The organism is Gillisia xinjiangensis (assembly GCF_046298265.1).
Taxonomy (GTDB): Bacteria; Bacteroidota; Bacteroidia; order Flavobacteriales; family Flavobacteriaceae; genus Gillisia; species Gillisia xinjiangensis.
Genome location: NZ_JBKAHK010000006.1, coordinates 152,054 through 165,514, shown reverse-complemented (window position 1 = coordinate 165,514; position 13,461 = coordinate 152,054). Strand labels below are relative to the sequence as shown.

Here is a 13,461-nt window from a genome sequence, read left to right as displayed (position 1 = left end):
GGTTTTTTTATAGAATATTTAGAAAATTAAATTTTAGGTTTTATTAATACATATCAGTAATGTCCGGTAAAGAGAAAAGATCGTTCCGCCTTCGGCATAACTGCAAGAATCAAGAAAAGACTTGATTTTAATTAACTGATAAGCATTTAGTTATAATTTCCATTTTTTCAGAACATTTAAATTATCGATATGATTGAATAATTCAGAAAAGTAAGGTTTGTTTATTAAAAATCCCATTGGAATTCCCAATCGATATGCGCTTTAAGCTTTCACAAAAATGTTTACCGGACAACAATGAATACATATAAATTCTTTACAACTATTACCGGAAAAATATTTCTGTATTCGTGGCTTTCAGCCTGAAGCATTCAGAATGTTGAATAAGAATTAGTTACCCAATCATCGACTAAAAAATCGGTATAAAATCCTTACTTTTGCAGCGTGAAAAATGATAAGAAAGATATACGGGCCTTAACCAAACAGCAACTTCAGGAATTTTTTGTCGCTCAGGGTGATAAATCCTTCCGGGGATCGCAGGTATATGAATGGCTTTGGAATAAAGGTGCGCATAGTTTTGAAGATATGACCAATGTCTCAAAGGAAACCCGCAAAATGTTGCAGGATAATTTTGTGATCAATCATATCCGGGTAGATTTAATGCAACGCAGTAGTGACGGCACTATTAAGAATGCCGTGAAACTGCATGACAATCTTACCGTGGAATCTGTTCTTATTCCAACTCCCAAAAGAACTACTGCCTGCGTTTCTTCTCAGGTGGGTTGCAGTTTGGATTGCAAATTTTGTGCTACCGCAACCCTGAAACGCATGAGAAACCTGAATCCAGATGAGATCTATGATCAGGTGGTTGCTATCGATAATGAAAGTCGGTTGTATTTTGATAAACCGCTTTCCAACATTGTTTTTATGGGAATGGGGGAGCCGCTTATGAATTACAACAATGTGATGAAAGCTGTGGAAAAGATCACTTCCAAAGACGGCCTTGGAATGTCTCCCAAACGTATTACCATTTCCACTTCCGGAGTGCCGAAGATGATAAAAAAACTTGCAGATGATGAGGCAAAAATCAAACTTGCCGTTTCCCTGCATTCGGCTATAGATGAGATACGTACTCAAATTATGCCTTTTAATGCTACTTTCCCGTTGCAGGATTTAAAAGAAGCGCTGGAATATTGGTATGCAAAAACCAAAAGCAGGATAACCTATGAATATATTGTTTGGGAAGGGATCAATGATCAACCGAAAGATGCAGAAGCTTTGGTGAGATTTTGTAAGTATGTTCCCTGTAAGGTGAATTTGATAGAATATAATCCAATAGATGATGGGCAGTTTCAGCAGGCTTCTTCACAGGCTACACATATGTATGAGAAGATGCTCGAACAAAACGGAATTACGGTAACCGTTCGACGATCCAGGGGAAAAGATATCGATGCTGCCTGCGGACAATTAGCGAACAAATCTTCTTAAATACAATAGTCAAGACAAAAATCAAGAATCAAGAAAAAAGAGAATAGAAAAAAGACAAAAAGCCTAAAAAATATTCGTGCATATGTGGCTAAAAGATAGTGAAGTGCCAATTACTGCCTGATTTCAGATATTTTTTTAGATTTCTATAGGTCAACGATGCTTTATAATAATTGAAATTCTTTCATTTTAAAAGCGCTCCTTCTGTCGGGATAGGTATCCGGATGAAAACCTTTAAAGGCCTTGTATTTTAACGGAATTCTTTAACTATCTTTGGAATCCTTATGAAGGTTATCTCCCAAATAAAACTTCCGGTTGAGAAAGAGATGGAACTTTTTGAAAAAAAGTTCTTCGAGTCCATGTCTTCAAAAGTGGCCTTGTTAAACCGGATCACTCATTATGTAGTCAACAGGAAAGGCAAGCAAATGCGGCCTATGTTCGTGTTTCTGGTCTCCAAAATGGTTTCAAACGGAAATGTGAATGAACGTACCTATCGTGGCGCAGCGGTCATTGAATTGATCCATACGGCCACCCTGGTGCATGATGATGTGGTGGATGATTCCAACCGCCGACGCGGATTTTTCAGTATCAATGCACTCTGGAAAAACAAGATTGCTGTTTTGGTTGGGGATTATTTGCTTTCAAAAGGATTATTGCTGTCAATAGACAACAACGATTTTGATCTTTTAAAGATTATTTCAGTAGCGGTAAGGGAGATGAGTGAAGGTGAATTGCTGCAAATTGAAAAAGCACGCCGACTTGATATTACAGAAGACGTTTATTATGATATAATTCGCCAGAAAACCGCCACGCTTATTGCAGCCTGTTGTAGTCTTGGGGCTGCATCTGTAAAACCGGAATCGGAGGAGGTAGAAAAAATGAGAAAATTTGGGGAGCTGATAGGGATGGCTTTTCAAATAAAAGATGATCTTTTTGATTACGGGGATGAGCAAATTGGGAAGCCAACCGGAATAGATATCAAGGAACAAAAAATGACCCTTCCGCTCATACATGCCTTGAATAACTCAACTCCAAAGGAGAAAAAGTGGTTGATCAATTCCGTTAAAAACCATAATAAAAATAAAAAGCGTGTTAAGGAGGTAATAGCCTTTGTGAAGTCTCAGGGAGGACTTACGTATGCTGAAAATAAAATGAAGGAATACCAAAGGGAAGCCCTGGAAATTCTCTACGTTTACCCTCAATCTTCATATAAAGATTCTCTCGAGCTAATGGTAAATTACGTGATCGAACGTAAAAAGTAAATTCCCATTTCGAATTATGAGTTCCTAATTCCGGATTCCAAATTCGCGTAATTCATTATAATTCGTGAAATCCGTATTTCAAACTTTCCAACTTTCCAACTTTCAACTTTTTCCACTTTCCAACCTTGAATTTTTAAATTTTAAATTTTTTAAATTTTTCCAGGCAACCTTTTGTAAATTTCATGCGTCTTTATAAATAGAAGCCTTATTATAAATCTGTGAAAGTAATTCAACTTTTTAAAAACGAAACCAAACTTATCACCCGTGCCGCAAAAAATAACCGCGATGCACAGGAGGAATTGTACAGGAAATATTCAGGGAAAATGCTGAGTGTTTGCAGGATGTATATCAAGGATTTGCACCACGCCGAAGAAGTTATGCTCAACGGATTTTTTAAGGTTTTCAAGCATATTTCCAGCTTTAAGAATGATGGAAGTTTTGAGGGCTGGGTGAGAAAAATAATGATTAGGGAAGCAATTTCTTTTTTAAGATCGAAAAAGGTAATGGATTTTGCTGAAGAGGTTTTTGAAGATACCAACCAGAGTTTTAACAATATCAAATCCGGAATTGAGGTGGAGCATATTCAGAAACTGATCGACAGTCTGCCGGAAGGTTATAAGGTGGTTTTTGTGATGTATGCCATTGAAGGTTACAAGCATCAGGAAATTTCAAAAATGCTGAATATTACAGAGGGAACTTCAAAATCCCAGTTGTTTAAGGCGAGGAAAATGTTACAGGAAAAATTAAAAACGCAAAGCACATCAGATTATGGGACAGTTAAAATTTGAAAGGAAATTCAGCGAAAAGCTGAATGAGCGGGAGATAGAACCAAAATCTGGCAGTTGGGAAGCACTCAGTGCACGGTTGGATTCTGAAGAAAAGAGGAGAAATCCCATATTCTGGTGGGTTGGAATAGCAGCAACGATTATAGGCGGGATCCTGATCTTCGGTTCTTTCTTTAACGAACCGGTAGGTAATAACCCGGAAATTGTGAATGTTCCGATAGAAAAACCTGAACAGAAGGAAAATAAAATTCAGCAAAAAATCTTAGAAGAAGCAAATTCACAAGAAATAGCTTTTGAAGAAAACAAAGAAATAATTGAAACGCCGGCCAGGAAAAAAACTTTAACAACTTCCGAAGAACAAAAACCTTTGATAAGCGATATTCAAGCTGTTGCCACAGTAAATAAAAATATAAGACAGCAGGAGCCAATTCTGGAGCCAGAAATAATAAATGCAGAAGTGCCGGAATTCCCTCAAAAAATCCGGAATGCCATTGGAGAAATAATGTTGCAGGAGAGCAGCGGAAATATTACAGATGCAGAAGTAGATGCCTTGTTGGCTGAAGCGAGCTCTAAATTGAAAAGAAGTGGTGAACAAACGGCTTTTTCAGAAAAAATAACTGCCAATGCCCTGCTTTGGAATGTGGAGATGGAGCTGGAGGAATCTTTTCGGGAAAAGGTTTTTGAGGTGGTTAAGGATGGCTTTTTAAAAGCCCGAATCGCTGTGGAAAACCGTAATAATTAAAACAATTTCATCACTAAATAAGTTCATTCATCAATCAAAATTTTTTCTTAGTCCTTCCGGGTTAGGAAGGCTGGGAAAGGGCTAAAACCAATTATCATGAAAACAATTATCAGTTATTTTAGTTTACTTCTTATGGGCTTAATGCTTCAGGTTACAAATGCTCAAAACGATTCAATTTCCCTTGCGAAGAAGGATTCCGTTAACACAAGTATGGAATTTTTTCAGAAGGAACGGGATAAAATAATCGCCAGGGAAAAGAAATCACTAAAGCAAACTTTGGAAGGTATTAATTACCGACTGGAAAAAGAAATGATCACTCCGGAACAGGCAAAGCAACAGAGAGAAAATGCGGCAAAAAAACATGCGTTAAATATTGAAAACAGAATTACCATTCTTGAAAATGAGCTGGAACTTGCAGATCGCAATAAAGAGCATATAAATAGTTTGTCATTATTTGATGAAGGAAAAGTAGTTCATATCAATATGAGTAGAGATAAAAAAGTTCCTTACGATCGCAGGACTACCAGTGATATTGTGCTTGCTTTTGGTTTAAACAATGCAATATCTGATGAAAATTCTATCGATGATTCAGATTTTAAAATAGGAGGGAGCCGCTTTTTTGAGATTGGATGGGCCTGGAAGACGCGTGTTCTCAATAATTCGAATGCTTTCCGTTTAAAATATGGGGTTTCCTTCCAGTTTAATGGTTTAAAACCTACAGACAACCGGTATTTTGTTGATAAAGATGAACTCACTGTTCTGGAGGAGTTTCCATTGGACCTGGACAAATCCAAATTTAGAATGGATAACCTGGTATTTCCTGTACATTTTGAATTTGGTCCCTCAAAAAGAACAGAAACCGAAAAATATTTCAGGTATTCCACCCATGGAATGTTTAAGATTGGACTTGGTGGATATGCCGGATTTAATATTGGGGAACGGCAAAAACTAAAGTATGATGAAGGTAATGATAAGGTAAAGGAAAAATTGAAAGCTGATTATAATACCAATGATTTTATTTATGGTTTGAGTGGGTATTTGAGTTTGGGTGGAACAGCCCTTTATGTGAAATACGATTTAAATCCAATCTTCAAAGACCCGAATGTAGAACTGAATAATATTTCGGTAGGTTTAAGATTTGATATCGATTAATATTAAAAGCTGCCACTGTGTTAAAATTTTAAAAATCAATGACTTAAGATGTGTTTTTTAAATAAACGGCTTGGGTTTTGATATAAATAAAGTAACATTCTGCTAAGATGTTGAAAGAGGATGGTTTTCATTTATTTGAAAATTGTTCTCTTTTTTTATTGTTACATTTGACACTTACAAAACTTATTTCCACTAAAATTTGATTTCAAAAAACACCATAGACCAAGTATTTGAAACCGCCAGGGTCGAGGAGGTTTTGGGTGACTTTGTTCAGCTAAAAAAATCGGGCAGCAATTATAAAGGATTGAGCCCTTTTACCGAGGAGCGCAGTCCCAGTTTTATGGTTTCTCCGGTGAAACAGATCTGGAAGGATTTCTCCAGCGGAAAAGGAGGGAACGTGGTTGCATTCTTAATGGAACACGAACATTTCACCTATCCCGAGGCCATTAAATATCTGGCAAAAAAATACAATATTGAAATTGAAGAAACCGAACAATCTGATGAGCAAAAACAACAGGCAGATGAGCGGGAAAGCATGTACCTGGTTTCAGAATTCGCAAATCAGTATTTTCAGAATATACTTTTAAAATCGGAGCAAGGGAAAGCTATCGGACTTAGTTATTTCAAAGAACGTGGCTTTACCGACGAAACCATCAAAAAATTTCAGCTGGGATATTGTCTGGATGAATGGGATGCTTTTACTTCAGAAGCGATTCGGAAAGGATATAAGCTGGATTATCTGGAAAAAACAGGGCTCAGTATTGTAAAAGGTGAAAAGCAATTTGACCGGTTTAAGGGAAGGGTGATGTTCCCAATACATTCCATGTCCGGAAGGGTTTTAGGTTTTGGCGGAAGGATACTTACCAATGATAAAAAAGCCGCGAAATATCTGAATTCCCCGGAAAGTGAGCTTTACCATAAAAGCAAGGTTTTATACGGGATATATTACGCAAAACAGGCCATTGCCAAAGAGGATAATTGTTATTTGGTGGAAGGTTATACCGATGTGATACAGCTGCATCAAAGCGGAATTGAAAACGTGGTGTCCTCATCCGGTACGTCGCTTACTTCAGAACAAATTAGGTTAATCAGCAGGTTAACCACAAATATCACGGTGCTGTATGATGGAGATGCAGCCGGGATCCGGGCTTCCATACGTGGAATAGATCTTATTTTGGAGCAGGGAATGAATGTGAAAGTGTGTGTTTTTCCAGATGGAGAAGATCCAGACAGTTTTGCACGAAAAAATTCCCAGGCCGATCTAAAGGACTATTTAAATGAAAATGCCAAGGATTTTATAGAGTTCAAGGCTTCCTTATTATATGAAGACGCCAAAAATGATCCGGTAAAAAGGGCAAATCTTATCCAGGATATGGTTTCCAGTATTTCAAAGATCCCGAACCAGATCCAGCAGGAAGTTTATATTCAGGAATGCTCCAGGATCATGGATATTTCTGAAAATGTGCTTTTTTCCACTTTATCGCAAATGCTCGCAAAGGCCGGGAAACCGATGTCCAAACCCCAGGCCACAAAACCACTTGAAGTAGTTCGCGATTCCGAAACCATCAAAGTGAAGGTGGATGAATTGTTTGAGCTTGAACGCAAGATCATCAGCTTACTCCTGCTCTACGGAACAGTAGAAGAAGAATTTGAAGATATGGTTTGGAAGGAAAACAAAAATGGAGACCTTGTTCTGGAACCCGAGATCCAGAAAGCCAAAGTTTTTGAGAAGATATACCTTGACCTTCAGGAGGATGAAATAGCCTTTACCAATGACGATTTCAGAAAGCTTTATCTTTTATTGGTTGCAAAATTGAACGAGAAGGGAAGTTTAGAACTTGATGTGATCTTGAATGAACTTGAGCCCGAATTATCCTCGCTTGTAACCACTATTTTAATGGAAGAGGAGCAATATGTCCTTCACGATTGGGAGCGCATGGAAATCATGGTTAAAACCAAAGAAAAGTCTGTTGCGAGGTTGGTAAATGAAACGATCCTGGCATTACGGAGGTTCCTTATAAACCAAAAGATAGATGAACTTTCTAAAAAAATAAACGATTCTGAGGAAGAAGATCCACGAAAAAGACTTGAAGATATTATGGATTATCAGTCCCTGAAACGGGTTTTATCAAACAGATTGAACAGGGTTATGTAGTTCTTAGCTGCAGCAACCGTGTTTGATGGATGAGATCGGCAATATTGTCCACTTTAAGTTTTTTCAACAACCGGGTTTTATAGGTACTAACCGTTTTTTCGTTAATGTCCAAAGCTTCAGCAATGTCCTTGTTGCGTTTCCCGTTGGAGATTAAATTCAGTACTTCCGCTTCCCGGGTAGAAAGCTTTTTAAATTTTGAAATAAGGCTGTTGCTTTGTGAGATTCCGGAATTGATTCTTTCTGTAATATTTCGGTTCAAATAAATACCTCCACGTGCGACCTGTGTAATGGCCATTTGTAAATTTTCTATAGCTACCGTTTTCGAGATATAACCTGAAGCTCCGGCTTTTATGGCGCTTAGTGCGTACATTTCTTCGGGATGGCAGCTAAATACAAGCATTTTTGTCCCCGGAAAAAGGTTTTTAATGTTTCTTAGAGCTGTAATTCCGTTGATTTGTGGAAGGTCAATTTCCATCACCAAAACATCGGGAATTTGATTTTTAAGGAATTTAAAAAGTTCATTTCCACTGGTAACATGTCCAATTACCTCTAATTGCTCATTTTTGCTGAGTAAAGAGGTAATTCCCTCCCATGTGATTGGATGATGATCTGCGATTAAAACTGTGCTCATAGAAAACCGGTTTTCACTAAAATTCACTGCGGTAGGGGTGGATGTATTTTAGTCGATTATTAAAAGGTCAAACTAAAATAATCCAATAATTTATGAATTAACCGCTAAAGAAATTTTATTCGATAAAGGGTTTAATTTTTCAGATGAACGGGTATTTTACAAACAGGAATGGCTTTCATTTTATGCTGATTGATGGAATTTAACCTGGTATAAATTTTATAAACTTCAAATTCTCTGCCTTTAAAATCGGATGGTTTTTTGCCGTTTTTTTGCATTTTCATCGCCCATTCAAGTTCGTCATAGCTTGCACCTATTTGATCTTCATCGCTTAAGCTGTCTTCAAACAAGCCATCGGTTGGTTCTGCTTTCTGAATTTCCCTGTTGATATTTAAGAACCTTGCCAGCTCAAAAACCTCACTTTTTAATAGATCTGCAATGGGACTTAAATCCACTCCGCCATCGCCATATTTGGTGAAAAATCCTACACCAAAATCTTCTATTTTATTTCCGGTTCCTGCTACCAGATAAGAGTGTAAACCGGCAAAATAATATAAGGTGCTCATCCTTAAACGCGCGCGGGTGTTGGCAAGAGTGAGGTTTAAAAATTCACTTTCCTGCACAAGGGGAACTGCTTTTTTAAACTCTTCAAAAACCGGGGTAAGGTTTACTTCCAGGCTGCTTACATTGGCAAAATGATTTTGCAAAGAAGTGATATGGTTTTTAGCCAAATCAACCTGGATTCTATGTTGATGAATGGGAAGTTCCAAACATAAAGTACGCAATCCGGTGCGGGCACAAAGGGCTGAAACCACAGCAGAGTCTACGCCGCCGCTTATTCCAAGCACAAAGCCTTTAATGTTTGCGGCCGTGGCATAATCTTTTAGCCAATTTACAATGTGATCGACCACTTTTTCCGTTTGCATAATTTTGGGTGTTTAAGTTTGTAAATAATATCTTTGCAAACAAAAATAGCATGATTCCCCAATTAATAAAAACCGGCAGCGTTAAAGGCCCCACAAAAAATATATATGTTTAAAAAACTTCTGTTGCTAACTGGAATGATTGCAATGTGGTCCTGCCAGGAGCAATCAGGAATAAGTAAGGAAATTGAAAAATTCCCTGTTGATTTTAAAGTAGAGCGGTTTGACGATAAATTTGCCAGGATCACTCCGGAAGAACTTCCGCAGCTTAAAGCAGAATATCCTTTTCTTTTTCCTGAAAGATTTCCTGATAGCGTTTGGATCGATAAGATAAATGATACCATTCAGCAGGAAATAAACATGGAAGTTTCAAAAATTTATTCCGATTTTACTTCTGAAGAGGAGCAGCTTCATTCACTTTTTCAGCATATAAAATACTATTTTCCTCCGTTTGAGGCGCCAACAGTGGTCACAATTACTTCTGAAGTGGATTATAAAAACAAGGTTCTTTTAACTCCGGATTATCTTTTTATCGCTTTGGATACCTATCTAGGTAAGGATCATCAATTTTACATGGGAATCCAGGAATATCTGAAGAAGAATTTTGAGAAAAATCAGATCGTTCAGGATGTAGCGACTGAATTTGCCAAAGAAAAGTTGCCTCAGCCCAAGTCAAAAACCTTTCTTGCGAATATGATCTATTATGGAAAAATTCTGTACCTGAAAGATCGCTGGCTCCCGAAAACTCCAGATCATCAGAAAATAGGATATACCTCGGAAGAACTGGAATGGGCAAAAAACAATGAAGCGCAGATATGGAGGTATTTTGTAGAGCGCCAACTAATTTTTGATTCCGATACCCAATTATATTCCAGGTTCCTATATCCTGCGCCTTTTTCGAAATTTTATCTGGAACTCGATAACGAAGCTCCGGCAATGCTGGGACAGTATATAGGCTGGGAAATAGTACGGGCATATATGGATGAATACGAGGTGAGTCTGCCGGAAATGCTGGATACAGATGCCGAAACAATTTTTAATAAAGCAAAATATAAACCAAAGAAATAATGGCAGAATTTAAAAAATCTGAGATCAATATAGAAGTTATTCTCGATGAAAACAAGGTGCCCGAAGAACTATACTGGAGCGCTGAAGATGGAGATATTTATAAGGAAGAAGCAAAAGCAATGATGCTTTCCATGTGGGATGCAAAACAACAGGAAACCTTACGTATAGATTTATGGACCAAGGACATGCCGGTGGATGAGATGAAAAAATTTTTCCATCAAACATTGGTTGCAATGAGCGACACTTTTAATCGTGCAACCCAGGATGAAAAAATGACAGCAACCATGAAAGATTTCTGCGATTATTTTGCAGAGAAAATGGAGTTAAAGCAGGAGTAGATTTGCTCTATAAAGGACTCTTTAAAGGGTCTATTTGGCATTACCGTTTCCTTATTAGATTTTTTTAAAAAAATCCGGCTATCTTTTGATAACCGGATTTTGTATTAGGAATAAAGTGAATTTTACCCGTTCATAGAGATCAAAAACTCTTCGTTGTTTTTGGTTTGTTTAAATCGCTCATTGATAAATTCCATCGCCTCTACAGGGTTCATATCTGCAAGATATTTTCGCATCACCCACATACGCTGTAAGGTGTTTTCATCCAGTAAAAGATCATCACGACGTGTGCTGGAAGAAGTAAGGTCAATAGCAGGGAAGATCCTTCTGTTGGCGATTTTTCTATCCAGTTGAAGTTCCATGTTCCCGGTTCCTTTAAATTCTTCAAAGATCACTTCATCCATTTTAGAACCTGTATCGGTTAGGGCAGTAGCAATGATTGACAGGGATCCTCCATTTTCAATATTTCTGGCAGCTCCAAAGAAACGTTTAGGTTTGTGCAGGGCGTTCGCATCTACACCACCACTCAATACTTTACCACTGGCAGGTTGTACGGTGTTGTAAGCTCTGGCAAGACGTGTTATGGAATCCAGAAGGATTACCACGTCATGTCCACATTCCACCATTCTTTTGGCTTTTTCCAGTACGATATTTGCCACTCTTACGTGTTCGTGTGCTTCGCGGTCAAAAGTGGAAGCAACAACTTCTCCTTTTACATTTCGCTGCATATCGGTAACCTCCTCTGGACGTTCATCGATCAATAGGATGATCTGATACACCTCGGGATGGTTGGCCGCAATCGCGTTTGCAATATCCTTAAGCAACATTGTTTTCCCGGTTTTAGGCTGGGAAACGATCATTCCACGTTGTCCTTTTCCAATTGGAGAGAACAAGTCCATAATCCTTGTGGAAATTGTGCTTTGTCTTTCGGCAAGTTTGAATTTTTCCTTTGGAAAAAGCGGAGTCAGATGTTCAAATGAAATCCGGTCCCGAACTACCTGGGGATCCAATCCGTTTATTTTTATAACCTTGATAAGCGGGAAATATTTCTCTCCCTCTTTCGGCGGACGAATCTGGCCTAAAACAGTATCTCCTGTTTTTAAACCAAACAGCCTTATTTGCGATTGAGAAACATAAATATCATCTGGAGAAGACAGGTAATTATAATCTGAAGATCTTAAAAATCCGTAGTTATCCTGCATGATATCCAATACTCCTTCACTTTCTATAAGGGCATCAAATTCATAATCCGGCTCGCGGTACCTGTTTCGGTTATCGCGGTTTCCGTTGTTTTTAATGGTGCTGTCACCTTTATTGCTGCTTCTTGGCTCTTTTCTGGTATCACGGGTATTTTTTTGGTTGTCCCGAGAAGAATTTCCTGAATCCCTGGATGAGTTTCCTGAATCTCTGGAAGAATTCCCGGAATCCCTGGAAGAGTTTCCGTTGTCCCTTGGGTGATCTTCTTTTTTGGAGGTGGTTTCCATAGTGTCCTCTTTTCTGGATGGCTGAGATTTTCCAGAAGTTCCCTTTGAACGATCGGAAGATCTTTCGTGAGGTTTTTTATCTGTACTTTTCACAGGCTGGTTCTTTTTTTGCTCACTGTCCGGAGTGCTTTTATTTTCCGGTCTCGGCTTATTCTGACGAGGGTTGGGTTTCCGTTGCGGACTGCTTTCCGATCCAATTTTGGATTTTTCAGCCTTATCCTGAGTTTCCTTAGGGGCTGAAGGAGTCTTTTCATCGCTTAGGACTTCCTTGACTTTTGCAGGGTTCGCGGCCTGATAGTCTAAAATTTGATAAACCAAATCCAGTTTTTTCTGGGTGCGGTATTTGGGAACATTTAAAGACTTAGCTATATCTTGAAGCTCAGGCAGCTTCTTAGCTTTTAATTCTGAAATTTCAAACATGTATTATTATGAATAAGATTGTGATGGTTTTATTGTAAACTTCTCGAGGAAGATTCGAAAAAAAAATTGGGGTTATAAGTAACCTATTTTGAACAGGTTACAGAACATTGATGCAATAATACAACTTTATTTTAAATCTTGGGATATGGATTCTAAAAAGAAACACTTATTTTTGACCTAAATTTTGAGAATTTAGCATGATTCAACGTATCCAAAGTATCTATTTATTTATTGCCGCTCTCATAAGCGGGGTCTTGATTTTTTTTGTTTCTTTGTGGAGTAATGAGGCGGGGGAAGCGGTGTATGTGGAGGATGTAATTCTTGCACTTGCAATGTTTTTAGGATCGGCCGTTTTATCGTTGGTAACAATATTTTTATTTAAAAACAGAAAGCTTCAATTTGTGTTGGGGCGCGTCAATATAATATTAAACTTTTTTTTGCTAGGAGTTTTCGTGTATTGGACACTAACTGTACCTGGAGAGATGCAAATCTCAGAGAAGGGTATTGGGATGTTTATTCCTGTTCTTTCTATCGTTTTTTTAGTGCTGGCCAATAAGGCCATTAAAAAGGATGAAGATCTCGTAAAATCTGTGGACCGGTTTCGATAAACCTAATTTATCTTAGTGTTATTAGTGCGAGAAAAACCCGAAGTGAAAGCTTCGGGTTTTTTGTTTCAAGCTAATTAAATGGTCCTGTTCTTAACCTAACGGCACAGTTATTATTCGCGAATACCTTTTTTTTACCAATAGATAGTCCTATGGGGCAAAACAAAATTGAAGGTTCATTTTGGATCAAGCCTAATTGTTTTGTTTAAGCAAAAATTTTAGTCAATCTATACAGGAAGAATTATGCATTTTTCACTCCTCTGACTTCCACCTTTATCCCGACCCCTAAATAGTGGTGGTCTCGAAGGGTTTGGAGTGCAAAGAGTTAGGGTTTATTGAATTTTCAATCCGGAATCTTGAACCGGGTTATTTGTTCCAATGCTTCGGGGTGGGATTCACCAGCTTTTATCCCTTGATTGG

12 protein-coding genes are annotated in these 13,461 nt (G+C 38.1%); 9 read left to right on the top strand and 3 right to left on the bottom strand.

The window, feature by feature from the left end; all coding sequences use genetic code 11:
• The first annotated feature begins 441 nt into the window (after positions 1-441).
• From rlmN to dnaG, 6 genes are all read left to right on the top strand, one after another.
• Complete coding sequence (gene rlmN, locus ACKGJN_RS11795) at positions 442-1,485, top strand: 23S rRNA (adenine(2503)-C(2))-methyltransferase RlmN (protein ID WP_409539706.1); 1,044 nt, start codon at positions 442-444, stop codon at positions 1,483-1,485.
• Positions 1,486-1,766: 281 nt separating this feature from the next.
• Positions 1,767-2,744: a polyprenyl synthetase family protein gene (locus ACKGJN_RS11790; RefSeq protein WP_409539704.1), complete on the top strand. Its 978-nt coding sequence runs from the start codon at positions 1,767-1,769 to the stop codon at positions 2,742-2,744.
• 218 nt (positions 2,745-2,962) lie between these two features.
• A complete protein-coding gene (locus ACKGJN_RS11785; RefSeq protein WP_409539703.1) occupies positions 2,963-3,532 on the top strand; it encodes an RNA polymerase sigma factor in 570 nt (189 codons plus the stop codon).
• Entirely contained in the window at positions 3,513-4,271 is a 759-nt protein-coding gene (locus ACKGJN_RS11780) for a hypothetical protein (protein WP_409539702.1), read from the top strand. The genes ACKGJN_RS11785 and ACKGJN_RS11780 overlap by 20 nt, the downstream gene beginning before the upstream one ends.
• Positions 4,272-4,367: 96 nt before the next feature.
• The gene (locus tag ACKGJN_RS11775) at positions 4,368-5,423 is read left to right on the top strand and encodes a hypothetical protein (protein ID WP_409539701.1); all 1,056 of its coding nucleotides are present in this window, start codon (positions 4,368-4,370) and stop codon (positions 5,421-5,423) included.
• 199 nt (positions 5,424-5,622) lie between these two features.
• On the top strand, positions 5,623-7,578 hold the full coding sequence (gene dnaG / locus ACKGJN_RS11770) for a DNA primase (RefSeq protein WP_409539700.1): 1,956 nt from the start codon (positions 5,623-5,625) through the stop codon (positions 7,576-7,578).
• Here the strand turns inward: dnaG and ACKGJN_RS11765 are convergent.
• Together ACKGJN_RS11765 and nadE are read right to left on the bottom strand one after the other, a co-directional pair.
• Positions 7,571-8,209, bottom strand: coding sequence for a response regulator (locus ACKGJN_RS11765; RefSeq protein WP_409539699.1), 639 nt, complete (start codon positions 8,207-8,209; stop codon positions 7,571-7,573). The two genes, dnaG and ACKGJN_RS11765, sit on opposite strands and share 8 nt — an antisense overlap.
• 131 nt (positions 8,210-8,340) lie before the next feature.
• Positions 8,341-9,132 (bottom strand): NAD(+) synthase, encoded by a 792-nt coding sequence (nadE, locus tag ACKGJN_RS11760; protein WP_409539698.1) that lies wholly within the window; start codon positions 9,130-9,132, stop codon positions 8,341-8,343.
• 105 nt (positions 9,133-9,237) lie between these two features.
• Here nadE and gldB point away from each other — a divergent pair, with 105 nt between their 5' ends.
• On the top strand, positions 9,238-10,197 hold the full coding sequence (gene gldB, locus ACKGJN_RS11755; protein ID WP_409539697.1) for a gliding motility lipoprotein GldB: 960 nt from the start codon (positions 9,238-9,240) through the stop codon (positions 10,195-10,197).
• Positions 10,197-10,535 (top strand): gliding motility protein GldC, encoded by a 339-nt coding sequence (gene gldC / locus ACKGJN_RS11750; protein WP_409539696.1) that lies wholly within the window; start codon positions 10,197-10,199, stop codon positions 10,533-10,535. Before gldB ends, gldC begins: the two co-directional genes overlap by 1 nt.
• A gap of 122 nt (positions 10,536-10,657) precedes the next feature.
• Here the strand turns inward: gldC and rho are convergent, their stop codons facing one another.
• On the bottom strand, positions 10,658-12,436 hold the full coding sequence (gene rho, locus ACKGJN_RS11745) for a transcription termination factor Rho (protein ID WP_409539695.1): 1,779 nt from the start codon (positions 12,434-12,436) through the stop codon (positions 10,658-10,660).
• Between the two features lie 197 nt (positions 12,437-12,633).
• Here rho and ACKGJN_RS11740 point away from each other — a divergent pair, with 197 nt between their 5' ends.
• Positions 12,634-13,044, top strand: a complete 411-nt coding sequence (locus ACKGJN_RS11740; RefSeq protein ID WP_409539694.1) for a DUF4293 domain-containing protein — start codon at positions 12,634-12,636, stop codon at positions 13,042-13,044.
• Positions 13,045-13,461: the final 417 nt, after the last annotated feature.

Coding starts and splice junctions, on each gene's coding strand:
- ACKGJN_RS11775 (WP_409539701.1), top strand. CDS start 4,368: ATGAAAACAATTATCAGTTATTTTAGTTTACTTCTTATGGGCTTAATG.
- ACKGJN_RS11740 (WP_409539694.1), top strand. CDS start 12,634: ATGATTCAACGTATCCAAAGTATCTATTTATTTATTGCCGCTCTCATA.
- gldB (WP_409539697.1), top strand. CDS start 9,238: ATGTTTAAAAAACTTCTGTTGCTAACTGGAATGATTGCAATGTGGTCC.
- ACKGJN_RS11765 (WP_409539699.1), bottom strand. CDS start 8,209: ATGAGCACAGTTTTAATCGCAGATCATCATCCAATCACATGGGAGGGA.
- nadE (WP_409539698.1), bottom strand. CDS start 9,132: ATGCAAACGGAAAAAGTGGTCGATCACATTGTAAATTGGCTAAAAGAT.
- ACKGJN_RS11780 (WP_409539702.1), top strand. CDS start 3,513: ATGGGACAGTTAAAATTTGAAAGGAAATTCAGCGAAAAGCTGAATGAG.
- rho (WP_409539695.1), bottom strand. CDS start 12,436: ATGTTTGAAATTTCAGAATTAAAAGCTAAGAAGCTGCCTGAGCTTCAA.
- ACKGJN_RS11790 (WP_409539704.1), top strand. CDS start 1,767: ATGAAGGTTATCTCCCAAATAAAACTTCCGGTTGAGAAAGAGATGGAA.
- gldC (WP_409539696.1), top strand. CDS start 10,197: ATGGCAGAATTTAAAAAATCTGAGATCAATATAGAAGTTATTCTCGAT.